The organism is Niallia nealsonii, assembly GCF_002835805.1.
GTDB classification, from domain to species: Bacteria; Bacillota; Bacilli; order Bacillales; family Cytobacillaceae; genus Niallia; species Niallia nealsonii.
The window spans coordinates 153,403-176,059 of sequence record NZ_PISE01000022.1; the positions used below are offsets into that span (position 1 = coordinate 153,403).

Annotated in this window: 22 protein-coding genes and 3 pseudogenes; 18 read left to right on the forward strand and 7 right to left on the reverse strand. The window is 34.6% G+C overall.

The genetic code is table 11. The features are described from left to right. Positions 1–19 precede the first annotated feature (19 nt). The 4 genes from yutH to thrB all read left to right on the forward strand — a co-directional run bounded on the left by yutH (position 20) and on the right by thrB (position 4,638). Entirely contained in the window at positions 20–1,027 is a 1,008-nt protein-coding gene (gene yutH, locus CWS01_RS11495) for a spore coat putative kinase YutH (RefSeq protein WP_101177341.1), read from the forward strand. Between the two features lie 328 nt (positions 1,028–1,355). Next, positions 1,356–2,651 (forward strand): homoserine dehydrogenase, encoded by a 1,296-nt coding sequence (locus tag CWS01_RS11500; protein ID WP_101177342.1) that lies wholly within the window; start codon positions 1,356–1,358, stop codon positions 2,649–2,651. Next, positions 2,651–3,715, forward strand: coding sequence for a threonine synthase (gene thrC / locus CWS01_RS11505; protein ID WP_101177343.1), 1,065 nt, complete (start codon positions 2,651–2,653; stop codon positions 3,713–3,715). Before CWS01_RS11500 ends, thrC begins: the two co-directional genes overlap by 1 nt. Continuing rightward, the gene (gene thrB, locus CWS01_RS11510; protein ID WP_101177344.1) at positions 3,712–4,638 is read left to right on the forward strand and encodes a homoserine kinase; all 927 of its coding nucleotides are present in this window, start codon (positions 3,712–3,714) and stop codon (positions 4,636–4,638) included. The genes thrC and thrB overlap by 4 nt, the downstream gene beginning before the upstream one ends. Positions 4,639–4,817: 179 nt before the next feature. On the opposite strand, the pseudogene CWS01_RS11515 reads toward thrB, so the two are convergent. Further along, positions 4,818–5,113, reverse strand: a pseudogene (locus CWS01_RS11515) (NifU family protein). 87 nt (positions 5,114–5,200) lie between these two features. On the opposite strand from CWS01_RS11515, the gene CWS01_RS11520 reads away from it, so the two are divergent. Further along, positions 5,201–5,524 (forward strand): YuzD family protein, encoded by a 324-nt coding sequence (locus CWS01_RS11520; RefSeq protein WP_101177346.1) that lies wholly within the window; start codon positions 5,201–5,203, stop codon positions 5,522–5,524. Between the two features lie 36 nt (positions 5,525–5,560). Here CWS01_RS11520 and CWS01_RS11525 read toward each other — a convergent pair whose 3' ends face one another. Further along, a complete protein-coding gene (locus CWS01_RS11525) occupies positions 5,561–6,640 on the reverse strand; it encodes an NAD(P)/FAD-dependent oxidoreductase (RefSeq protein ID WP_101177347.1) in 1,080 nt (359 codons plus the stop codon). A gap of 419 nt (positions 6,641–7,059) precedes the next feature. On the opposite strand from CWS01_RS11525, the gene CWS01_RS11530 reads away from it, so the two are divergent. Next, positions 7,060–7,302 (forward strand): YuzB family protein, encoded by a 243-nt coding sequence (locus CWS01_RS11530; protein ID WP_407938561.1) that lies wholly within the window; start codon positions 7,060–7,062, stop codon positions 7,300–7,302. A gap of 160 nt (positions 7,303–7,462) precedes the next feature. Here the strand turns inward: CWS01_RS11530 and CWS01_RS11535 are convergent, their stop codons facing one another. After that, a complete protein-coding gene (locus tag CWS01_RS11535) occupies positions 7,463–8,146 on the reverse strand; it encodes a DUF2225 domain-containing protein (RefSeq protein ID WP_101177348.1) in 684 nt (227 codons plus the stop codon). Positions 8,147–8,429: 283 nt separating this feature from the next. Between CWS01_RS11535 and CWS01_RS11540 the strand changes: the two genes are divergently transcribed. The 7 genes and pseudogenes from CWS01_RS11540 (at position 8,430) to CWS01_RS11560 (ending at position 13,682) form a co-directional block, all read left to right on the forward strand. Then, the gene (locus tag CWS01_RS11540) at positions 8,430–8,795 is read left to right on the forward strand and encodes a HesB/IscA family protein (protein ID WP_101177349.1); all 366 of its coding nucleotides are present in this window, start codon (positions 8,430–8,432) and stop codon (positions 8,793–8,795) included. Positions 8,796–8,969: 174 nt separating this feature from the next. Beyond that, positions 8,970–9,995: a tyrosine-type recombinase/integrase gene (locus CWS01_RS11545; RefSeq protein ID WP_101177350.1), complete on the forward strand. Its 1,026-nt coding sequence runs from the start codon at positions 8,970–8,972 to the stop codon at positions 9,993–9,995. A gap of 36 nt (positions 9,996–10,031) precedes the next feature. Further along, positions 10,032–10,217: a hypothetical protein gene (locus CWS01_RS22370; protein ID WP_157827632.1), complete on the forward strand. Its 186-nt coding sequence runs from the start codon at positions 10,032–10,034 to the stop codon at positions 10,215–10,217. A 356-nt stretch (positions 10,218–10,573) separates the two neighbouring features. Then, positions 10,574–10,702, forward strand: a complete 129-nt coding sequence (locus CWS01_RS23175) for a hypothetical protein (protein WP_268877068.1) — start codon at positions 10,574–10,576, stop codon at positions 10,700–10,702. 221 nt (positions 10,703–10,923) lie between these two features. Then, positions 10,924–11,211 carry a hypothetical protein gene (locus tag CWS01_RS11550; protein ID WP_101177351.1) on the forward strand — a complete coding sequence of 96 codons (288 nt, stop codon included), beginning with the start codon at positions 10,924–10,926 and terminating at the stop codon, positions 11,209–11,211. 519 nt (positions 11,212–11,730) lie between these two features. Then, on the forward strand, positions 11,731–12,927 hold the full coding sequence (locus tag CWS01_RS11555) for a hypothetical protein (RefSeq protein WP_157827633.1): 1,197 nt from the start codon (positions 11,731–11,733) through the stop codon (positions 12,925–12,927). A 98-nt stretch (positions 12,928–13,025) separates the two neighbouring features. Then, positions 13,026–13,682: pseudogene (locus CWS01_RS11560) on the forward strand (DUF3885 domain-containing protein). Between the two features lie 328 nt (positions 13,683–14,010). Here CWS01_RS11560 and CWS01_RS11565 read toward each other — a convergent pair. After that, a complete protein-coding gene (locus CWS01_RS11565) occupies positions 14,011–15,015 on the reverse strand; it encodes a DUF3231 family protein (protein ID WP_101177353.1) in 1,005 nt (334 codons plus the stop codon). A 781-nt stretch (positions 15,016–15,796) separates the two neighbouring features. Here CWS01_RS11565 and CWS01_RS11570 point away from each other — a divergent pair. Next, complete coding sequence (locus CWS01_RS11570) at positions 15,797–16,369, forward strand: tyrosine-type recombinase/integrase (RefSeq protein WP_101177354.1); 573 nt, start codon at positions 15,797–15,799, stop codon at positions 16,367–16,369. A gap of 269 nt (positions 16,370–16,638) precedes the next feature. Continuing rightward, positions 16,639–16,758: pseudogene (locus tag CWS01_RS11575) on the forward strand (iron-sulfur cluster assembly accessory protein); the annotation flags it as partial. A gap of 239 nt (positions 16,759–16,997) precedes the next feature. Here the strand turns inward: CWS01_RS11575 and CWS01_RS11585 are convergent. Further along, positions 16,998–17,540 carry a recombinase family protein gene (locus CWS01_RS11585; protein ID WP_101177356.1) on the reverse strand — a complete coding sequence of 181 codons (543 nt, stop codon included), beginning with the start codon at positions 17,538–17,540 and terminating at the stop codon, positions 16,998–17,000. A gap of 171 nt (positions 17,541–17,711) precedes the next feature. Here CWS01_RS11585 and CWS01_RS11590 point away from each other — a divergent pair, with 171 nt between their 5' ends. Next, a complete protein-coding gene (locus CWS01_RS11590) occupies positions 17,712–19,175 on the forward strand; it encodes a SulP family inorganic anion transporter (protein WP_101177357.1) in 1,464 nt (487 codons plus the stop codon). A gap of 23 nt (positions 19,176–19,198) precedes the next feature. Further along, entirely contained in the window at positions 19,199–19,618 is a 420-nt protein-coding gene (locus CWS01_RS11595) for a universal stress protein (RefSeq protein ID WP_101177358.1), read from the forward strand. A gap of 58 nt (positions 19,619–19,676) precedes the next feature. Here CWS01_RS11595 and CWS01_RS11600 read toward each other — a convergent pair whose 3' ends face one another. Next, positions 19,677–20,672 carry an NAD(P)/FAD-dependent oxidoreductase gene (locus tag CWS01_RS11600; protein WP_101177359.1) on the reverse strand — a complete coding sequence of 332 codons (996 nt, stop codon included), beginning with the start codon at positions 20,670–20,672 and terminating at the stop codon, positions 19,677–19,679. Between the two features lie 302 nt (positions 20,673–20,974). On the opposite strand from CWS01_RS11600, the gene CWS01_RS11605 reads away from it, so the two are divergent. After that, positions 20,975–21,679, forward strand: coding sequence for a 3D domain-containing protein (locus tag CWS01_RS11605; protein ID WP_101177360.1), 705 nt, complete (start codon positions 20,975–20,977; stop codon positions 21,677–21,679). 102 nt (positions 21,680–21,781) lie between these two features. On the opposite strand, the gene CWS01_RS11610 is transcribed toward CWS01_RS11605, so the two are convergent. Then, the gene (locus CWS01_RS11610; protein ID WP_101177361.1) at positions 21,782–22,258 is read right to left on the reverse strand and encodes a divergent PAP2 family protein; all 477 of its coding nucleotides are present in this window, start codon (positions 22,256–22,258) and stop codon (positions 21,782–21,784) included. Positions 22,259–22,657 lie beyond the last annotated feature (399 nt).

The following is a 22,657-nucleotide window of genomic DNA, read 5'->3' on the forward strand; positions in this document are numbered from 1 at the left end:
AGAGGAAGGAGAGGAGAACATGATTCGTAATATTCTATACAGCAAGTATGGTGTAGAAGTAGAGGAAGAGACAAGAATTGGAATATTTGAAGCATGTATTCATAATGGGGAGTTATATACATTAGTTCCTATTGGAAATAAAAATAATGAAGAAATGGATGAATTAGAACAATTAGTTCAGCATTTAGTGGAAAGTGGCGATCGTCAAGTTAGTCATTTTTTGGCTACTAAAGAAGGAGAAACGCGTGTTGAAATGGAGGAACAAGCATTTTGTGTGCTTCAAAATAAACAATTATCTAGATTTACATCGAAACAATTAGGCAGAAAGCTTGGGAAATTTCACTATAGAGGAAGAAGCGTCCCTTTTAATGTAGAAAAAATTAGTCGTATTGGAAAATGGAAAAATCTTTGGGAGAAGCGTCTTGATCAAATAGAAGGTTTTTGGAATAACATGTTGTACAAAGAGCCAGAAAGTGAATTTGATAGATTATTTCTAGAGTCGTTCCCCTATTATTTAGGGATAGCAGAAAATGCGCTGCAATACTTAGTAGACGCAGAATTAGATGAGGAGCCTGCTGCTGTAGATAGTGGGACCATTTGCCATAATCGTTTTATCAAAGAAACTTGGATGGGGGAGTATTATATTAAAAACCCTTTTGATTGGGTATTTGATCACTGTGGAAGAGATTTATCAGAATGGTCTAGGGAACGATATTTCCGAAATATTAAAACATACCATAGAGATATAAGAAGTTTTTTCAGTGATTATCAAAGTGTTATGCCATTAAGTTCTTTTTCTTGGCGGTTAATTTATGCAAGACTGCTTTTCCCAATGCATTATATCGAATGCATTGAAAATTACTACTCTGCCGCCCATGAAGCAGACCGTTTATTTTTAGAGGATCGGTTAAAAAAATTTTTAAGCCAATCAAAGGATTCAGAACGCTTTTTAAGCCATTTTTTTGAAAATGTGGAAGTGCCGATGAAAAAAATGAAACTGCCTTCTGTTAGCTGGCTTGCTACTTGATGTTAAAACAATATGATATTTCTTACTAAGCTTTCACTTTAATGTGAAGGCTTTTGTTAATGAAGAAAAAAACTAATCGCTATTTTATAAAAAATCATATTAATTAGAAAATTTGGGTTGAATAAACAAATCATTGTTTTATAATGTAGAAAAACAATGTTAACAATATAACAAAATCTAAGTAATGCTAGGGAAAAAATGACGTGGTGAAAAAGATTTCAGAAGAATATGTCAATCACCTCTTGTCAAAAAAATAAACTAACACTATAATGTCTACTATAGGTAGACAATTGTTCGTTTATAAAGTACATCTTTAGGGGGAAAACAGATGGAAGCAATATCAATAGGTTTACTTGGATTAGGTACAGTAGGAACAGGTGTTGTAAAAATTATTGAAAATCATCAAGATAAGATCATGCACCAAGTTGGCTGTCCAGTAAAAGTAAAAAAAGTTCTTGTGAAAAATGTAAATAAAGAAAGAGATATTTCTATTACTAAAGAAATGCTGACAACGAATGCAGAGGATATTTTAAATGATCCTGATATAGATGTTGTAATTGAAGTAATGGGAGGCGTAGAAGAAACAAAGGACTATTTAACCAAAGCTCTTCAAAATAAAAAACATGTCGTTACAGCAAATAAAGACTTAATGGCGATTCATGGAGCAAAACTTTTGCAGCAAGCCAGCCAAAATGGCTGCGACCTTTTTTATGAAGCAAGTGTTGCTGGGGGCATTCCGATTTTAAGAGGTCTTGTGGATGGATTAGCATCGGATCGCATTAATAAATTGATGGGAATTGTTAATGGAACAACTAACTTTATTTTAACAAAAATGAGCAAGCAGCAAAGAACATATAATGAGGTCTTAAAAGAAGCCCAGGAACTTGGCTTTGCTGAAAGTGATCCAACTTCTGATGTAGAAGGCTTGGATGCTGCCCGCAAAATGACGATTCTTGCAACGCTTGGTTTTTCCATGAACATTAGTCTAGAGGATGTAAAGGTTCAAGGAATATCGAAAGTAACAGAAGAAGATATTCGCTATGGCAGCCAGCTTGGCTATACGATGAAGTTAATTGGGGTAGCTCAACGGGATAATGAGAAGGTAGAAGTCAGTGTACAGCCGACCTTCTTAATTGATAGTCATCCACTTGCAGCAGTAAATGATGAGTTTAATGCTGTATATGTTTTTGGAGAAGCTGTGGGAGAAACAATGTTCTATGGACCAGGTGCAGGAAGTATGCCAACAGCAACTGCAGTCGTTTCTGACTTGGTAAATGTTTTAAAGAATATGAGGCTTGGCGTAAATGGAAAAAGTGCAGTGGCTCCCCAGTATAAAAAGAAATTAAAAGAAGCCAATGAGATTTTCTCTAAATACTTCCTTCGTTTACAAGTAAAAGATGAGGTTGGGGTATTTGCTGAAATTACTTCCATTTTCTCACAACATGGTGTGAGTTTTGAGAAGATACTTCAACTGCCTGTAAAAGAAAAAGGGCTAGCGGAAATCGTTTTAGTAACACATCATGCGTCACTAGCAGATTATGAAAATATATTAGTTGAATTAAGAGATTTGGAGACCGTCCAAACAGTAAAAAGTTCGTACCGTGTAGAAGGAGGCATAAAGTAGTGAGATGGAAAGGTCTTCTAGAAGAATATAAAGAATTTTTGCCAGTAAATGAAGCAACACCACTGCTAACATTAAATGAGGGAAATACTCCTTTAATTAAATTAGATAAGCTTTCTGAAGAATGGGGAGTAGAATTATACGTTAAGACAGAAGGAACAAATCCTACGGGCTCTTTTAAAGACAGAGGAATGGTTATGGCTGTTGCAAAGGCAAAGGAAGCAGGCAATAATACGGTTATTTGTGCATCAACTGGAAATACATCTGCAGCGGCAGCAGCATATGCAACACGTGCAGGCATGCGCTGTATCGTTGTAATACCTGAAGGCAAAATTGCTATGGGGAAATTGGCTCAGGCAGTAATGTATGGAGCGGAAATTATTTCAATTGAAGGAAATTTTGATCAAGCCTTGCAAATGGTTCGTACAATTAGTGAAACAGAACCTGTGGCTCTTGTTAACTCTGTAAACCCGTATCGTTTAGATGGTCAAAAAACAGCAGCGTTTGAAGTTTGTGATCAGCTTGGCGGGCAAGCGCCAGATATTTTAGCAATTCCAGTCGGAAATGCAGGAAATATTAGTGCTTACTGGAAAGGCTTTAAAGAATATCATGAAGCGAAGCAAACAGGTCTTCCGAAGATTCATGGTTTTGAAGCAGCTGGAGCAGCAGCAATTGTTCATAATAGAGTGTTTGAAAATCCAGAAACGATTGCAACGGCTATTCGTATCGGAAACCCAGCTAGCTGGCAATTAGCTGTGCAGGCGCAAAAAGAATCAAATGGTATTATAGATGAAGTAACAGATGAAGAAATCATTGCAGCCTATCGTAAAATTGCTGCAACCGAAGGAGTATTCGCTGAACCTGGTTCTTGTGCATCTATTGCAGGTGTTTATAAACATATTCAAAGCGGAAAAATCGCAAAAGGCAGCAAAATCGTTGCAATTTTAACAGGTAATGGACTAAAAGATCCAAATACGGCTATTGATGTAAGTCCTATTAAGCCAGTTCTTCTTCCAAATGATGAGGAAGCAGTTGCGGAACATATTAGAGGAGTAGTTCATATATGAGTGAAAGTGATATGATTCAAATAAGGGTTCCAGCAAGTTCAGCTAATCTCGGTCCTGGTTTTGATAGTATCGGATTAGCTTTGGATCTATATTTAACACTAGATGTTATTCTTTCTGATAAATGGGAAGTAATTCCTATGAATAGGGAATTGGAAGAATTCCCTAAAGATGACACGAATTTTATTGTAAAAACAGCAGCGGAAGTTGCAAAAAGATACAATAAAGAATTGACGCCATGCCAAATAAAAGTTTCAAGCAATATTCCATTGGCTAGAGGGCTCGGATCAAGTGCTTCTGCCATAGTTGCAGGAATTGAACTTGCAGACTGTATATGTGATTTGAAATTATCTAAAAAGGAAAAATTTCATATAGCATCATTGATGGAAGGGCATCCAGATAATGTAGGAGCAAGTATTTTTGGTGGATTAATAATCGGGTGCCAATTAGATGAAGATATAGATGTAGAGGTCATCCATTCTATTGATTTAGAACTGGTTGCAGTTGTTCCGAAAGAAGAATTGCTTACAAAATCTTCAAGAGGTGTTCTGCCTGAGGCAATGTCCTATTCTGAATCAGTTGCAGCAGGGGCAGTTTCTAATTTATTAGTTGCTGCACTTTTAACGGGAAATATGGAATTGGCGGGGAAAATGATGAAAAAGGATAAATATCATCAGCCGTATCGCAAAGGCTTAGTTCCCCACTTGCAAGTAATTGAAGACCATGCTCTTGATTTTGGAGCATATGGTGTCACTTTGAGCGGTGCTGGTCCTACGGTATTATGTTTTATTAAAAAAGGACAAACTTCTTCAGTAATCAATGGATTAAAAAACTTGCTGCCTAATATGGAGTATTTGCCAATTCATGTCGACTATAAAGGCAGTTATGTAACTGGGAGTTTAGACACAGCTTTATTAAAAAAATAAGTGGAAATTCTTGTTCTTTGACTGCTTTTTAGTCTTTGGAGCAAGAATTTTTTTGAAACAGGAAAGTTTTCTGTTTTATATTATGCAGAAAAAAAGAAGACACCATCAAATTGAGTCATCGCTAGTTTAAATTTTACAAGCAATGACTTTTTGCTGGTGTCTCTTTTATTGGATTTGGTTTAGAATACTTGTTCTACTTCCATAACTCCAGGAACTTCTTCTAGTAATGCACGTTCTATACCAGCTTTTAAAGTGATAGTAGAACTTGGGCAAGAGCCACAAGCGCCTAATAAACGTAATTTAACAATACCATCTTCCACGTCTACTAATTCGCAGTCTCCACCATCTCTTAAAAGGAATGGGCGCAATTTATCTAATACTTCCTGAACTTGTTCTTTCATTTCTAATTCTGCCATATATATCGACTCCTTTCCTATTCTTTATTATAATCACAATAAGATAAAAAATCTATTATAGAAGTAGTAAATCATCTAAACAATAAATGGTACTTATTAAGCTAGAAGAATGTAACTAGAAACATATAAGCAAGGGAGCGATAAGCATGATAAAAGAAGTAGAAGTTAGCATATATGGGGCAGAACAAATTTGTGCAAGCTGTGTGAATTTACCATCATCAAAAGATACGTATGAATGGCTGCAAGCAGCAATTGGCAGAAAGTTTCCTGATCAAAAATTTAGTATTCATTATTATGATATTTTTCATCCTCCTGTAGACGAAGAAAAAAATGCTTTTTGCAAAAAAATTATTGAAGAAGATTTGTTTTATCCAATTGTGGTGATTGAAGGTGAAATTATTGGAGAAGGCAATCCTCGTTTGAAAACAATTTATGCGGAATTTGAAAAATATGGTTATGTAAGTATGTGAAAAAGAAGAGGCTGTTTAGCCATCAGCCTCTTTTAACTAAAATCTAAATATTTTTTTCTTTTTTGTTTTATCCTTCCAAAGTACCCCCAATTTAATGAGACGGGGCACCCTTCCGGTTAATGGGGTATTGGCAACTAATCCAAACCCATGTTTGCTGCCTAATGAGCCTAAAATTCCTTTTAATTTTATTTCTGGCATTTTTTCAGGCAATTTCTCTCCTTTCCAACGGGCAATTAATACGGTTGCAATTTGCTCGGCCTGTCCCTCGGCAAGTTGTGCACTTTGTGGTTTGTTTAAACTAGCACAATCTCCAACAACAAAAACATGCTCATTATTTGGCAGATGATGATATTTGGTCAAGATAACACGACCTTTATCATCTTTTTCTACTTGGATGTTTTGCACCACTTTATTTGGTTTTACTCCCGCTGTCCAAACAATACAATCAAAATGCTCTCCCTCTCCATGATTGTAGACGGTATTTTCTTTAATCTCTGTTATCTTGCTGCAACGAATAATCTTTACTTGATGTGTTTCAAACCATTTTTCCACATATTTGCTGACGCGAGGTGGATAGGAAGACAGAATATTTTTTCCTCTGTCAAAAAGTGTTATGTGTAAATCAGATCTGCTTTCTTGCAGCTCTGAAGCTAATTCTACTCCACTTAAACCAGCACCAATAATCGCAACCTTAGATTTTGGAAGCAGCTGGTTTAGTTCTTGATGAGTTTGTCGCGATTTTTCAATAGATTGAATGCTATGTGTGGATGTATCCGCACCTGCAACATTGTGGTAATTATCTTCACAGCCAAGGCCGATAATTAAATCATCATATAAAATAGTACCTTTATTCTTCAATAAAATTTCATTCTGCTGCAAATCAATTTTATCGACTTCTCCTTCAATAAAGGATACTTGGGGATGCTCAGGAAACGGAATGCGGATATGATTATCTGATACAGTCCCTGCAGCTAAGGCATAGTATTCCGTTTTTAGAAAATGATATGGCGTTCTATCAATAAGTGTTATTAAAATATTGTATGGCAAATGAGGAATAATGCTAGTAAGAAGCTTCATTCCACCATAGCCACCTCCAAGAATAACAAGATTTTTCATACAACGTCCCCTTTAAAAGTAAATGGTTGCGAAACTTATTTGGTAATAATTTATTATTCCATTTATGGAGTTTACAAATTTTTAAATAGGTTTTATATACTTAATCGTTCATAAAGAAGTTGAATGGAGCGGAAATCAATTGCTCTTTTTTTGATTAAATAGGAACAAAGTTTACGAAACCAGCCTAAATAAATAAAGTGCACCCAACAATCGTGCTTGTATGAAGCAAATTTTGCTACCTAGATTTTTTCTTCGGACCTTTTATGCTCTTTTAGGTAAGGGTCTTACTGCCTGTTTACTAGAGAGAAAAGGTGAAAACTTTGTCCTTATATAACAGTATATTAACGGGTAGAGCAACTTTATTCTTGATTATTAAAATGAAAAAAGATACGATATGTTGTATTAAAGAGGTGAGAAACTTGTTTAAACCAATTATAGAATTTTGCCTTAGTAACCTTTCTTCTGGATCACAAGCAGCTAAAGAGGTTTTAGAAAGCGATGAAAATCTAGATGTATTGGATTATGGCTGCTTAGGATTATGCGGGCAATGTGGCGAATCCTTATTTGCATTAGTGAATGGGGAAGTAGTGACAGGGGAAACTACGGAAGAATTAGTTAAAAATGTTTATACATTTATAGAAGAAGATCCTTTTTTTAAATAAAAGAAATTGGCCAAAAAGAAAAGATCTATTAAAATTTAATAATCAAAATGTTGGTATAACAGCATTTTTGAACATAAAAAGGGGTATGCAATAGTTAGGAAATTAACTTATTGGATCCCCTTTTTGGTTTTTACCAGATGTAAGCTTCATTTTATGTAGATCATGTCTGGTGAAATTCCTTGATTCTACTCCAGCCTTCTTTGGCTAAATGAATGATATTAGGTTCAATAGTGTTAGTTTGCTGCTCAATAACGAGAGAAAAGTATTTTATTGCTTTGGAGATTTGTCCAGTTCTTCTAGCTAGTTCTCCTATTAAATACATCGTTTTTAATTCAGAGACTATTGTTCCTTTATAGTCTCCTGTCATATAAGAAGCTTCATATTCTTGCAGGGCAAGAAGAAGGAATCGATTCTCTTGATTCTTCTCAAGAATGGAGCGGTAGATCCATGCCAATCTAATATATAAGCCCCCAATCAAAACATGTTTTTCTTCTCGCAAAGTCGCACAATAGGTCGCTAATTTATAAGATGTAATGGCATCACTGAGAGAGCGCTTGCTGCCAAAAGAACGAGGTGTCCACTGGTTGCATACTTTTTCAATTAAAAGCATTTTTTCATTAAACGAAAATTTAGGAGTGGATTCTTCATGAAAGGAAAATCCGCAAGCTGGACAAATATGTACATAATAAAACAATGGATTATTACTATCAGCATATGTAGGAGAAAAATCTGAATCAAGGTTTAACACTTTAACAAACTTTATGCGGATTTTTTTTGTTGTAAAATCAGTGCCACATAATAAACATGTACATTGCTTATCATAAAGTGGTTCTATACTAGTCATCATCGCACCTTCCTGAAAATAGGGAATATAGTTCAAAATGATTATACACGAAATAGTACTATTATACTTATTTGTTTTGATGATTTATAAAAAAAATTTACATAATAAAATATGGATTTGATTGCTAAGAACGATAGGGATAAAAGAGATTATTTGCTGCCTAAGGTTTCCTTTCGAGTGAAGATAGGAAGAATATCAGAATTTCCCAAAAACGATTCAGTTGAGTAGTTATGTTTAGCAGTATATACTAAAGAAAAGATAAATAAGGGAGGAATATATTAATATGTCAGAAGAAATTGTTATTTTAACAGAAGCGGCTGCTTTACAAATAAAAGAAATGATGAAAGAAAGTGAAGAAGATGCAGCATTCTTAAGAGTTGCTGTAAGAGGTGGCGGATGCAGCGGATTATCTTATGGAATGGGTTTTGCAGCAGAAAGGGAAGAAAAAGATATGCTATCCGAACAATTTGGAATCCAGTTAATTGTAGACCAAAATGATTCAGCTATTTTAAAAGGAACAAAAATTGACTACAAACAATCCATGATGGGCGGCGGATTTACCATCGACAATCCAAATGCAATTGCTTCATGCGGATGCGGTTCATCGTTCAGAACGGCGAAGAATGCTGGAAGCCCTGAGGAATGCTAAAAATTGTTGAATGAAGAATTGTGTTACAGGGATTGTGAATTACAGGGGAAACTTGAGTGTACACAATCTAGAAAATGTGTATTAACAACCCCAGTTATGCTAAATCAGGGTTGTGGATTACAAGTCTTCTCGATTAGTTAATGTCAAAAACATAACTATCGAGGAGGCTTTTTTATGTCTTTAAACAAGCGAGTTAGGAAGAAACCAGTAGGGAAAATGGCTAATCAAAAGGAATATCCAAAATTAACAATGGAACAGGCAATTGACCTAGTTGTAGCAGGGAAAAGTGCAGAAGGATTGAGACAGAGAACACTAAAGGACTATAAAAAGGATTGGAACTATTTTGTTACTTGGCTTCACAAAAACTATGAGATTGAAATAGTAGACGAATTATCCCCACAAATTTTTCGGGATTATATTAACTATTTGAAATATGATGCACCAAAATATGATGGGCATAAATATATCAAGAGCGAACAGGGGATAGGTTTGTCTGATACAACCATTAATATTCGTTTGCGAGTATATAGAGCAATGTTTAATTATTTGGAGCGAGAGGATTTAATCGAAATAAATCCAATGGCAAACGTGAAGCAACTGCGACAGGACATTGACCTTACCAACTGTTTTACAAACGAAGAGGTAAAAGAGGTACTTAGACAGCCAAACCAAAGAGATTATGTTGCGATGATATTATTGCTGGATAGTGGCATTAGAGCAAATGAGCTATTAAGTTTACGCACAGGGGATGTTGATTTTCAAACAAGGTTTATTACGCTTGCAGGAGACAAGAATAAAAACCGCAGACCACGGATTGTTCCAATATCTGCACATACAGTGAAGTTGCTATTGCAGTTAATCAATGAAAATAAAAAGCATTTTTCTACAGACAGGATTTTTCTTTCATCATATGGAGAGCCATTGGGACAGAATCATTTTAATAAACGTTTAAAGTATTACGCTGAAAAGGCTGGTATTAAGGATAAGAAAGTTACTGCGCATGTTTATAGACATACTTGGGCAAAGAATATGACGCTAAATGGATGTGATGCTTTTACTTTGCAGAAGATGGGTGGATGGTCTGATATTCGAACCATGAGGCGGTATATTCAGATGGATACAGAGGATTTGAGGAAAAGCCATGATACTTTTTCACCAGTGATGAATTTAGTAAGAAGGAAAAAAATAATAACAGAGTAAGAAAACGTTCATTTTCTACAGTTACTAAGGCTGGCGGTGACTAAGGAATCATATGGATATGACGTTAGCGATGTAGTTTATATAACTTATGCAGGGACAACAGAGTTTGTAGAGGAGGATATAGTCACTGTATATGGGACAGTTAAAGGCTCTCACACATATGAGCCACAAGCAGGCCATCAAATAACATTACCTCATATAGAAGCGGAATTCATAGAGTAACAATAAGTAAGGGGCAGTCTGTGACTGTTCCCTTTACTATTTATATTGCGATAGTTTTGTTTAATGATGGAGTTAAATAGTAAAAATAATAGTCATTGATATATATAGATTTTGCAATGGTTTTGTTTAATATTTACATTTTAGTTAATTATACACAAATAATATTTTCGATGTTACAATGAGATATATCTTATTAATGGAAGGTGGTACATGCCTATTGTTTATACGGATGTATGGACTAAAAGGAAAAATGCATGTTTAGCTTATGTAGTAGTTTTATAGTAACCAGTAACTGAGTCATTATTAGAAAAGGCAAAGAGAATAATAATGTTTCTAAATAATTAGGAGGGAATAACATGAATGAAACTAACATCATAACACAGGAAGATATAGATGTGGTTAATGAAGCTATAAGAGAAGTTCAGGAAACAAGGAATAGAAAACTAGAGATACATAATGAACTAGACATTAGCAAGGAAAAGTGAGGAAAGCGGCATGGTAAGCTGCTTCTCTTGCGAAACCTAGCTTACTGTTTCATCTTAGCATAAGTGCATGTCCAACAAGTATTCTTTTCAGAGGATTTATTGTTTAAGCCTTCCTAAATGCTTGAAAAGATATTGATGAAAGAATCTGTTCGAATTTGATGAAAAGCAGTTGTTTTATGCTGAAATAGTAAGCCTATTTACATAAATGGGAGGTAAGCAGAATGAGATTAATTGATGAAAGAGAGAGGAAAGATTTTGCTATTAAACTTAGAGATTTAGTGGTTTGTAAAAAAAATAACTATATGATAATAAGAGATATGCCGAAGCTAAAAGGAATGAAGGAAGATAGAGAGTTTTCTATTCATTTATTAAATATAACAACTTTTGAATTAATAGATTCTTATTGTAATCTAGGTGATGCTAGCAACTTTATTCAAGGTTTTGACGAAGTGTTAGAAGTTATACCGAGTTATAAATTGAGCATAGTTGCAAGTGATACGCTAGGGTAAGTGAATAAGTCAATACTAAGCCTCTTAATGATATTATTTTTTCGTGAAAAGATTTCCTGTATGGCATCCTAAAAAGACTTATAATTTAAATGCTATATTGACAATTAAATAAACCAAACCATTAAGGGGAAAGTTACAAGTGACCGTCTCGTAAGGAGACACGCTTATTCTGTATGCCTATGATGTACTTATAGGGATAGGCTAATTTAAAAGCCTATATTGGATAGGGGGTAGTGTGTATTCTAAAACGAGATAAGTTCTGCGAATTTTCTCCTTTTTTTGTTGTCTGAGACATAGAATAGATATCATAAGTTACAAGTTGAATCAGATTAAAATAACAAAAATCAAAAAATACTATTTAAAATCACACAAACAGATAGAAAAAACAAGTCGAATCAAAGGGAAAAAAACAGTGCAAGATTTGTCCCTAATTATCTTAATAATATATAGGGGGAAATCCTGCACAGAAGTTTATGTTCAAAACCATCAATAAAAATAAAAAGAAAATAGTTGAACAAGGTGGCAAAAAAATGGACACTACAAAATGCAGTTAAAAAGTTTACGCCACATCAGAAAGTATCATTGAAGAGGAATAAAGGGAATTTAAATAAGCATGGGGTTAATAAATCACAGGTTCTAATGTTAAAGAACTCCAGAAAGGTTAAGGCTTTTAATGCTGAGTGGCTTGAATATATTGAAGGTGTCGAAGATGTTGAAGGCAATGCAATGCGATTGCAGTATATTTATGAAGTGTTACGAATCGAAGTTTTAAACAAAAATTCTATTGACTTGTTTATTAATGCTCATTATCCTTCTGATATTGATTCCTTCAATCAGTTTGAAAATGAAAAGGCTTATCATAACAAGTTGCTTGAGTACGTTGTAGGAAATGCTCAAAAGGAGCATGAAAAGAGATTAGAGTTTGAGTCTAAAAAGCTTACAATGGATGAGGATACAAAAGAAGTGTTAGCAATGTTGAACATGACTGAAGATGAATTCGTTGCACGAAACAAAGAAATGGAAATGCGGAGGGAACTCACGCCATATGAAGCTTTACTTAAGAGCGATAAATATGTTGATTGTATTAGAGAAAGCCATATCCTGTTGCATGGTATGAGTGTGATTGATTCAAGAGAAATCAAAAACATACAAAAATTGAATGATGAACAAAAGAGGGAACAACTTGCATGTTTAGGATTATCAAACATATCGAATGTAGAACCTAGGAAAAGCGTCAAAAATGAAACCAGCTTCAATAATATGGAGCAACAAGAAGAACTAATCAAGAGAGAACAAATCAAAAAACATCAAGTTAATAAAGCCATTAAGGAGATTGTATTAGAGAAAAATATAGAAAAAAGAGTTGTTAATGTAGTTAAGTCAAACGTCCAAGCTTCCAATCACTATGATGAATCTCTAGCAGCAATGGAAGAAATAAGAAACAGGATTCGGGAGTATGAAGAAAAGTATGGAGATAAAGCCATGGAACACATGAGACTTGATACAGCTATCAGGGAATTGACAAGGAAGGTTAAAGTAGAAGAGGTGATTGATGAGTTTAACTATCAATGGCAACGTGAAAAGGAGCAAGAACGTAAGGAATGGGAGAAGCTATTTGAGGAAGGACAACCTGTTAAATGGGAAAGAACCTCAAACAATCCACTTGAAATATTTAATAGAATTAGATACGGTCGTATTGATAAGGAGGACTCTTAATTGAGGCTCTCCTTTTTCATATAAGTTATTTCTGTTATGAGGGAATGTATTTAACTAACGTGGATAGGTTAGTGGGAAATGAAAGTGAGGATGAGCAAATGAACATAGGGAATTACCTTAAAGTAAGGTTTTCAACTCTAGAATTAGTTCCAAGCATTTATTATCAATGGGACATCGGTATTCACTTTTCACTTGGTGGGGACATTTATCAATTGAGAGAAAATAATGAACTCAACTTTGAGTGTTTCCAACTTGTATATAAGCAAATCTATACACTTTTCAATGAATTGTTTGAACAAAATGATGATTTATTCTTTGTAACAAATGTGTATAAGCACAAAACGAAAGAGAAGTTAATAAGAAAGCTTAAGGTATACAAGCCCTTTCTAAAGGACAAAAGTCATTTGAATGAAATTCAGGTGAAAACTTATCCTTATCCGTTTGAGTTGGATGATGCAGACGAATACGAGATGCAATAATTTTCCTTATTATGTAAACGGAGAGACATAAGAGTGAATGAATTACTAAAGGCAGCTAGTAATGAAGATTTTCCATTGAAGCCAAAGTTTGGAGGGTACTCTATCGGTTATCCCGATGTTTTCTTTGTGAACATTACAAAAGACATTATTTTCTTTGTTTACGATGACCGAGGGTGCGAAGTCATAGCACGTAAAGCAGAACAAATACTCCCACTTTATGAGAAATACAACGATTGGGTAGATGAAGTAGATGAAAAAGGATTGAGGAAGGGGTAGGAGAATGAGGGTTCTAAGGGAGTATCTTTAACCCATTAGAACCTTATTAATAAAACTGTGATTTCATTAAGGGTCAAAAGTGTATTTCAATCCTCTTTGATTAAGTATAAAGCTGAAATTGAAAAAGGGTTACTTTCTAACAAGAAGATAAGCTACAATCCCTTGACTTACCTTCTTGCGTTCATTTGCAGTTTATTAAGTAATTCAAGTACAGATAAGCAAAAGAGTAATAAATCCCGTTTTGTCTGCTGCAAAATGTTGCATAAACTTTTATCAAAGCAGATGTTTTTTGGGGGAAATACTATATAGGACTTCCCCAATTTTCTAACTATACCTCTTCGGCAATTTCTTTCCTATTAGGAGCAAGTGGCGGTTGTTCTAACCATTTATTTTCTACCATTAAATTAAACCATTTTTTTGTAACCCAGAGATTTTTTAGAATTGTACTCTCATAAGCAGTCACAAGATCTGTTCGCATGGCTGAGGCTAGACCCGTCCCATGATAGGTTTGTGCAGCTTGAAATAAGAAACCGATATGATACAACATTAGTTTATCGGAAAAAGGGGATTCCGTTGAAGTTGTCACCTCTGTTTCCCAAGATTTAGGAGCTGGTAAGTTATCCGCTTGCATTATTTTTGAAAATGTTTTTATTTGACCATCAGCTGTTTTTTCCGAATCAGCTAAAAACTTTCTTACTTCTTTTGATTGAGCTACTTGACTGAATGCGATAGAAAGAGTTTTAGCCATAATGCTTTTTTTTAGGTTGAAAGAAATACTAATGATTTCTGTCGCTGCTAATGTTCTACCCTTTCCGAAAAATCCATCAGTGAAATCTTGACTGGAAACATACTCAGGGTTTTTATTTGGATAAAATAAAGGGTCTCTTTGAAAATTTCCTTTATCAAGTAATAGCTCAATTGTTTGATGATACATCTTTTTTGCATCATTATCACATGAATCGTAAAACTCTCTTAAGTCTTTTCTGACTGATACACCTAATGCAGTGCTGTGTCCCAGTAAACCATGTAGGCTCATGATATGTAAATAATTCAAGCAAAATATATCTGTGAACAATCTCTGTTTACCCTTAAAGAGGTCAGACTCATTAAATCCAATTGGAACAGGAAATCCCTCTTTCTCCAAAAAAGTTACGATTTGTTGCTTTTGTTTTTCAAAAGTCTTAATAGCATCCTCAAAAATGGCCTTAATACGCTTATCCTCAATAATAGAAACCATATACCTATTTACAACATCTATCATTGTGCCGTTTACAAATTCTCCCCACAATGTTCCTATCTCCGAAGATGTTAATTTTAATCTATTCTTATCCACATTATCACCTCTTGGATATTATTTTCCCATTCGGCAAACTATATGTATTTCTGTGAGAACCAAGAGAACATTTTGCTTAACTTCATTAAGGAGATTTGTAAAACTCACCAGTTTAAGCAAATTCACTAAAAAGGCAAGCATATTTCTACGCTCACTACAACAATGCGAATAGATGATACTTGCGGAATACTCAAAGCTTTTAAGTTAAAGATGGACTTTATGACTCCAAAGGAAAGTCAGCAATGTAAATTAAACCCCAATAAGCGGAAGCTGAATAGTCAATAACTAACTGACAATGCTTAAAAAGGCTCGTGTGGCGGTTTAAAGGGGTAATTCTCATCATTCGACGCTGCTTAGTATTGAATCCAAGGGCAGTGTTTAATCCTGCTATGGAGTTAGTCCCTTGTAGTATTCTTGCTTGATACAGAGACCACCTCCAACAGCACACAAGCAGTCGATAATTGTTCGATACGAAGCCAATATGAGGGGCTACTATGGGAATGGTTTTGATAGTGAAAGTCTAATGGCTCGAGGCTAATTAGATTAATCAAAATGAACTTATTTTTCGTCAGAATGAGCAGGATTTATCATGCTCTTCTCGAGACAAGTTCTAGATTGACTAAAGCTCTTCTCGACTATGAATATATCCAATGTAAACTAATAGATAAAAGTTTACATTCATTTCATTGATAACAATGGAATCTATCTGATTATGATGATATGATATAGACAGATAACAAAAGTATACATTCAAATCGTTGATAGTAAAGGAGTCGTTGGTATGAGTAAGAAAGAACACTTAATCGACGTTCAACCAATCAGAAGCAAGTCTCAGATAGAAGATATGAAGTGGGCATTGAAGAGGCACTGTTCAGAACGAGACTATATCCTATTCCTAATTGGAATTAATACAGGCTTACGTGTCAGTGATATATTGAATCTGAAACGGGATTCTCTCCTCAAGCTTAAATTAAAGAAGCGTAAGGAGTTTCAAATCAGAGAAGGGAAGACTAAGAAGGCTAGAATGATTAATATTACACCTATCTTTCATGAAGTGATTACATATGTCTCAGAACTCGATAGTGATTGGCTATTCCCTTCTCGTAAAGGTGATAAGCCTATAAGTAAAATTCAAGCATATAGACAGCTTCAAAAGGCAGGGGATTTCGCAGGCATCCAATCAATAGGCACTCATACCATGAGGAAGACATTTGGGTATCACTTCTATAAGAAGACTCACAATGTGGCTATGCTTCAAGAGATACTCAATCATTCACATCCAAAGATTACACTGACCTATATTGGTAGCAACAAAGAAGAGACAGATAATGAACTAGATAACTTTAGCTTATAGAGGCTCCAAGGAGGTCTCTTTTCATTTGCGATTGGTATAATGGGGGAGGGGGCATATTTCCACGTTTTCATTGGGGGCATGGATGGGATAAACCCTTAGTTGGTTCATTCACACAGCAGGGATTAATAATAGTGTTACTATTGCATTCTTGTATTTTTTTAGTTACTATTCAGTTATCGACATTAACAATCGTATAGGCTTGCAATTAACAATCATGCTTGCAATTCATAATCCCTGAAAACAGCTATAAACCTTGATGTATCAGCATCTACAAACAATCCATGATGGGCGGCGGATTTACCATCGACAATCCAAATGCAATTGCTTCATGCGGATGCAGTTCATCGTTCAGAACGGCGAAGAATGCTGGAAGCCCTGAGGAATGCTGATATTTTAAGCAATTAAAAACAGGAATAAAAGAAAAAGATGGTGGATGACATGCCTTCTTGATAGTGAATGCAACTATTGTAGAAGGTTTTTTTTATGCCTTTAAACAAAAGAATCCAGTTGGGAAGATGAAAAAGCATAGCAATAGAGCGAGAATGATGAAGAAGTTATATAATAGAAGATATTCGAATAGGCGCGTGAAATTAATCATTCGCCTATTTTTTAATGGCAGCAAAGCCTATTAATTTTCTAGATATCGATATAAGGTGGATTTGCTGATCCCAGTTTCCTCCTTAATCTGGGCAAGACTATATTTTTTACTTTGATACATAATAATAGCACGTCGTACGTTTTCATCAGGTTTTCTCGGACGGCCTGGTGAGATTCCTTTTTGTTTTGCTTCTAATAAGCCTTTTTTTGTTTTTTCACTAATGACATCACCTTGGAATTCTACAAGATGCTTTATAATATCATAGAAGGGATAACCTGATTTATTGCTTGTATCTATATTCTCAGCAAGAGATTGAAGGTATGCCTCTTTAGTTTGTAATGTTTCTAACAACTCGACTAAGTGGCGTGTAGAATCTGCCAAGGCAAATAGTTTGGCTACAACTATTTTATCTCCTTGATTAAGATTATTTATCATATTGTTAAGTTGTGTCCTTTTTTTTGCTGAGGAATGCTCCTCGGAAATAATCGTTTTACAAAAATTCTCTTTTAATAATTTTAATTGATGTTTACAATTAAAATCATCCTCATATGGTCTCATATATCCAACTAGCATTCAAAATCTCCCTTAACGATTATACTTCTCTTTTATCATAACATAACAAATTATCAAAATAAAAAAGTCTCAAAATAGTTCCTTTTTGGGAAAGTAGATGGTACACTATGTCTGTTGAATGCAAATTGACTTGCAGAACAAGTTAAAATATATAGATGGGGTGAACAGAAATTGGTAGGGGAAATAAAACATGAGTGGTTTTCAAACGTTCGGGCAGACGTACTTTCTGGCATTGTAGTAGCTTTAGCGTTAATTCCAGAAGCAATTGCTTTTTCCATTATTGCAGGTGTAGATCCAATGGTTGGATTATATGCATCTTTTTGTATAGCAGTGATTATTGCCTTTGTAGGTGGTCGTCCAGGTATGATTTCAGCAGCAACTGGCGCAATGGCTTTATTAATGGTTCCTTTAGTAAAGGAATATGGTTTAAATTATCTTTTGGCTGCAACCATTTTAACAGGAATAATTCAAGTAATATTTGGTGTGTTTAAAATAGCAAAATTAATGAAATTTATTCCAAGAGCTGTCATGATTGGATTTGTCAATTCATTAGCCATTCTTATTTTTATGGCTCAAGTACCCCATTTTTGGGGAGTTTCTTCTTTGACGTATCTTTTTGTAGGGGTAACATTACTCATTGTTTATCTAGTACCTAGATTTATTAAATCTGTTCCTGCACCGTTAATTGCAATTGTTCTACTAACTATTATTTCTATCTATACAGGTGCTGATTTGCGAACAGTAGGAGATTTGGGTTCTATTACACAAACTTTACCTTCTTTTTTTATTCCTGATGTACCTTTTTCTTTTGAAACATTAAAAATTATTTTTCCTTATTCCATTGCTTTAGCTATTGTCGGGTTATTGGAATCATTATTAACATCTTCTATTGTAGATGATATGACAGGGACAGACAGCGATAAAAATAAAGAATCTAGAGGACAAGGAATAGCGAATATTATTAATGGTTTTTTTGGCGGAATGGCAGGTTGTGCAATGATTGGACAATCGGTAATCAATGTGAAGTCAGGAGGACGCGGGAGACTTTCTACACTAACGGCTGGTCTTTTTCTGATGTTTTTAATTATCGTTTTAGGAGATTTAGTTGTACAAATTCCAATGCCTGTTCTAGCAGGTATTATGATTATGGTGTGTATTGGAACATTTGATTGGTCTTCATTTCAATACTTGGTGAAAGCCCCAAAAGGTGATGCACTGGTAATGCTTGTGACTGTCATTATTGTAGTGGCCACACATGATTTATCAAAGGGAGTAATAGCAGGCGTTATTTTAAGTGCTGTATTTTTTGTTTCTAAAATCTCAACGATAAAAGTAAAAGAACAACAAAAAAATTCCAGCATTTTCTTTGAAGTAGAAGGACAACTGTTTTTTGCATCTGTGGAAGGTTTTGTAGAAACCTTTGATTTTACAGTTCAATCTAAGGAAATCGTAATTGACTTTGCGAATGCGCATATTTGGGATGATTCAGCAGTAGGAGCTATCGATAAAGTAGTGTTAAAATACCGTGAAAATAATAATAATGTAACGATTAAAGGGTTAAATTCTTCTAGTAAAAGGCTAGTGGATAAATTAGCTATATATAAACAGTCGAATCCAAAACTATCTGCACATTAATCTGATTATTGGGAGTATAGCTGATGTATAAAACGATCTTATTAGCCGTAGATGGCTCGGAACATTCATTAAGAGCAGCAAAAGAAGCGGTTGGAATTGCAAGTCTGATAAATGAATGTACAATAGAGGTAGTATATGTTGTTGACTTCTCCAAAACCAAGAATCAGGTTCTTCATGCTATGAGCAAAGAAGAGTTAGAGCAATCAAGAAGGACAAAATTATTGCCGATAGAAAAACAAATCAGAGCAAATAATGTTTCTTACAGAATCACATTTCTTAGAGGGGAACCAGGCCCTGTAATTGTGGATTATGCAAATAAAGAATCGTTTGATTTAGTGATAATAGGCAGCCGCGGATTAAATGCCCTGCAGGAAATGGTGTTAGGAAGCGTAAGTCATAAAGTAGTTAAAAGAGTAAAATGTCCAGTTTTAATTGTGAAATAAATGAAAAAAGTGCAGAAAAGTCTCTTAGAGATTTTCTGCACTTTTTTAGGTCAATGGCTTATTTAAACATAGACGTGCTATGAAGTGGCTGCACCCGCGCTTTTGGATCTAAATATGCTTTTGCGTTATTAACAGAAGTTGGAGCCTCTCCAAAACCTGATGCAATTAATTTAACTTTTCCATCATATGTGCAAATATCGCCAGCTGCATAAATCCCTGGGATATTTGTTTCCATTTTGCTGTTGACCACAATGGAGTTCTTTTGAATTTCTAAGCCCCATTCTTTAATAGGACCAAGTGAAGATACAAAACCATAGTTAACGACAACTGCATCTACATCGATTACTTCTTTCTCCTGTGTTGTTACATTTTCAAGGACAACTTGCTTAATGCCATCTTCATCACCAATTAATTCAGAAGGAACAAATGGTGTTTTAATCATTACTTTTGAGTTCATTAAATTTTCTACACTATGTTCATGTGCACGAAATTTATCTCTGCGATGAGCTAGGTAGACCGTATCTGCTATAGGTTCAAGCATCATTGCCCAGTCTACTGCAGAATCTCCTCCACCAAATACCATCACTTTTTTCCCTGCAAATTGATTTAAATCATTAATAAAATAATGCAGGTTTTTTCCTTCATATTCTTTAGCCTGTTCCAGCTCTAATCTACGAGGCTGGAATGCCCCATTTCCAGCAGTGATAATAATGGTTTTTGAAAAGTGAACTTCTTTGTCTGTTGTTAACTTAAATATTCCATCGGCTTGTTTTTTAACAGTTTGCACGGCTTGCTCCAGAACAATATTTTGTTCAAACTTAGACATTTGTTCTGTTAAGTTATCTACTAATTCTTGTGCGCGGACTTTTGGAAAACCTGCAATATCATATATATATTTTTCAGGATAAAGAGCAGTTAGCTGACCGCCTAAGTGTGGAAGGCTCTCAATTACTTTTACAGTAGCTTGTCTCATTCCACCATAAAAAGCAGTGAACATGCCAACAGGTCCTCCACCAATTATCGTTATATCATAAATTGTTTGATCTTCTTTCAATGCGTATAAGCCTCCTCAAATAGATAAATTGCTTTTTTTTATCATATCATAGTCAACCATATTAGACACTTGCAAAATAACTTGTTTTATTGAGAACAGCAGCAAAAATTGAGGATAAAAAGGTTATTTTAGCCTCTTTAACGAATGTTAATAAAACTAGCATACTGTTAATTTTTAGTATTTTGTTTTTAAGTAGAAAATACATTTGTTAATATTTTCTAGTTTGTTATTTTGTTTTTCTAGATTGTTTTTGCATATTTTTTTAAGAATAGGAAATGAATAGAATTGGGAGGAGTGAAAGAATGATCTTTAGAAAAAAAATAATGATAAGGATAGGAATGCTTCTATTATTTATTCTTGCATTACTAACAACCTTTCAAGCTATTTCGGGTGTTGAAGCAAGTTCCTATTCTAGCAAGGATAACCAAAATAAAATAGAGAGTATAAAAGAAACTAGTTTTCATCATAAATTAAAAGAACTAGATGTCTCTTTGAAAAGTTTAAAAAGATTACAAGCGGAAAAAACACAAATTTCCTCTAGTAAGGAAGTATTGGGAGAAAAGCCGTTATTGGAAAATAGAGACTGGTCAGCTTATCCGAAAAAAAGAGTTGTCGCAACAGGTTATACAGCAGGTTATGAATCTACAGGAAAAACACCTAATGATCCACTATTTGGCATTACTTATTCTGGTGTAAAAGTAAAAAGAGATTTATATAGCACAATTGCAGCTGATCCAAATGTTTTTCCGATAGGTACGATTTTGTTTATTCCTGACTATGGTTTTGGTGTGGTAGCAGATACAGGCTCAGCGATACAGGGAAATAAATTGGATTTATACTATAAAACAGTAGATGATGTTTATAAAAAGTGGGGAAAAAAAACATTAGATGTGTATATAGTTGAAAAGGGCGATGGGAAACTGACAGAAGCAATGCTGAAAAAAATGAATGAAAAAAAATCTATGCAAGTTTTTCGTCAACAATATACGAATTCTGAAAGTAGATAATAACTTGCAGGCTGTTAAATACATATTAAAAAAGGATAGAAAAAGTTCTATCCTTTTTTTATTTGAGAATAAGCCAGTTATTCCTTAGGTTAAATTCTTCAATCATTTTAAAAGAGTATCAAGAATAAGTGTTAAAGCAATCCCAGTTAACCCGCCAAAAAATACTTCAATAGGTTTATGTCCAAGCAATTCCTTTAATTCTTTTCTTTTTTGCTGTTCGGGTTTATTTTGCCAACCTTTTGCATCGGATAGGAATTTATTAAAGTCAGCAACTAGCTGATTAAGTACGATAGCTTGTTCACCAGCCTGTCTTCTAACACCTGTTGCATCAAACATTGTAATAATAGCAAATATAGCTGCAACAGCAAATAAAGGGGAACCTATGCCATTTTCAAGAGCTACACCAGTAGATAATGCTGTTACAGCGGCTGAATGAGAGCTTGGCATTCCACCTGTACTAGTAAGAAGTTTCCAATCTATTTTTTTTGTGATAAAAAACGTAATGGGCACTTTAATGAATTGAGCAAAAAAGATTGCTGCAAGACTGGCGATTAAAGGGAAATTATAAAGTAAATCCAAAAAAATCACCTCCACTTTCTATAAAATATGTATTGCTATATTCTTACCCTAATAAAGGAGAAAGTAATATTACTGACATAGAATAAACTTTTAGATAAAATGAAAAAAGAAAAGGCTGTTTTCGTAAACTTTGTTGCTTTTAAAGAAGTAGGTTGATTTCCGTTCCAGGATGTTCGCTTTCCGTGTGGCTCCCCCGTCCGGCTAATCCCACAGGAGTCTCGCACCTTTCACTTCAATCAACCTATTTTAACCATGGATTTATTCATGGAAACTATCCGGAAAATAACAATCTTTTAGAAAACAGCCAAAGAAAATAAAGATTGAACAACTTAGTGAATTTACATTGGAATTTGGCGGCAAGATATTCGCTGATTAAAGTTTTATTTATTATAACATAAT

Bases quoted from the DNA above. Each gene is read 5' to 3' on its own strand.
- CWS01_RS11570 (WP_101177354.1), top strand. From the start codon at position 15,797: ATGAGTAAGAAAGAACACTTAATCGACGTTCAACCAATCAGAAGCAAG.
- CWS01_RS11525 (WP_101177347.1), bottom strand. From the start codon at position 6,640: ATGAAAAATCTTGTTATTCTTGGAGGTGGCTATGGTGGAATGAAGCTT.
- CWS01_RS11605 (WP_101177360.1), top strand. From the start codon at position 20,975: ATGATCTTTAGAAAAAAAATAATGATAAGGATAGGAATGCTTCTATTA.
- CWS01_RS23175 (WP_268877068.1), top strand. From the start codon at position 10,574: ATGAATGAAACTAACATCATAACACAGGAAGATATAGATGTGGTTAAT.
- CWS01_RS11545 (WP_101177350.1), top strand. From the start codon at position 8,970: ATGTCTTTAAACAAGCGAGTTAGGAAGAAACCAGTAGGGAAAATGGCT.
- CWS01_RS11540 (WP_101177349.1), top strand. From the start codon at position 8,430: ATGTCAGAAGAAATTGTTATTTTAACAGAAGCGGCTGCTTTACAAATA.
- thrB (WP_101177344.1), top strand. From the start codon at position 3,712: ATGAGTGAAAGTGATATGATTCAAATAAGGGTTCCAGCAAGTTCAGCT.
- CWS01_RS11585 (WP_101177356.1), bottom strand. From the start codon at position 17,540: ATGCTAGTTGGATATATGAGACCATATGAGGATGATTTTAATTGTAAA.
- yutH (WP_101177341.1), top strand. From the start codon at position 20: ATGATTCGTAATATTCTATACAGCAAGTATGGTGTAGAAGTAGAGGAA.
- CWS01_RS11535 (WP_101177348.1), bottom strand. From the start codon at position 8,146: ATGACTAGTATAGAACCACTTTATGATAAGCAATGTACATGTTTATTA.
- CWS01_RS11500 (WP_101177342.1), top strand. From the start codon at position 1,356: ATGGAAGCAATATCAATAGGTTTACTTGGATTAGGTACAGTAGGAACA.
- CWS01_RS11595 (WP_101177358.1), top strand. From the start codon at position 19,199: ATGTATAAAACGATCTTATTAGCCGTAGATGGCTCGGAACATTCATTA.
- CWS01_RS11550 (WP_101177351.1), top strand. From the start codon at position 10,924: ATGAGATTAATTGATGAAAGAGAGAGGAAAGATTTTGCTATTAAACTT.
- CWS01_RS11520 (WP_101177346.1), top strand. From the start codon at position 5,201: ATGATAAAAGAAGTAGAAGTTAGCATATATGGGGCAGAACAAATTTGT.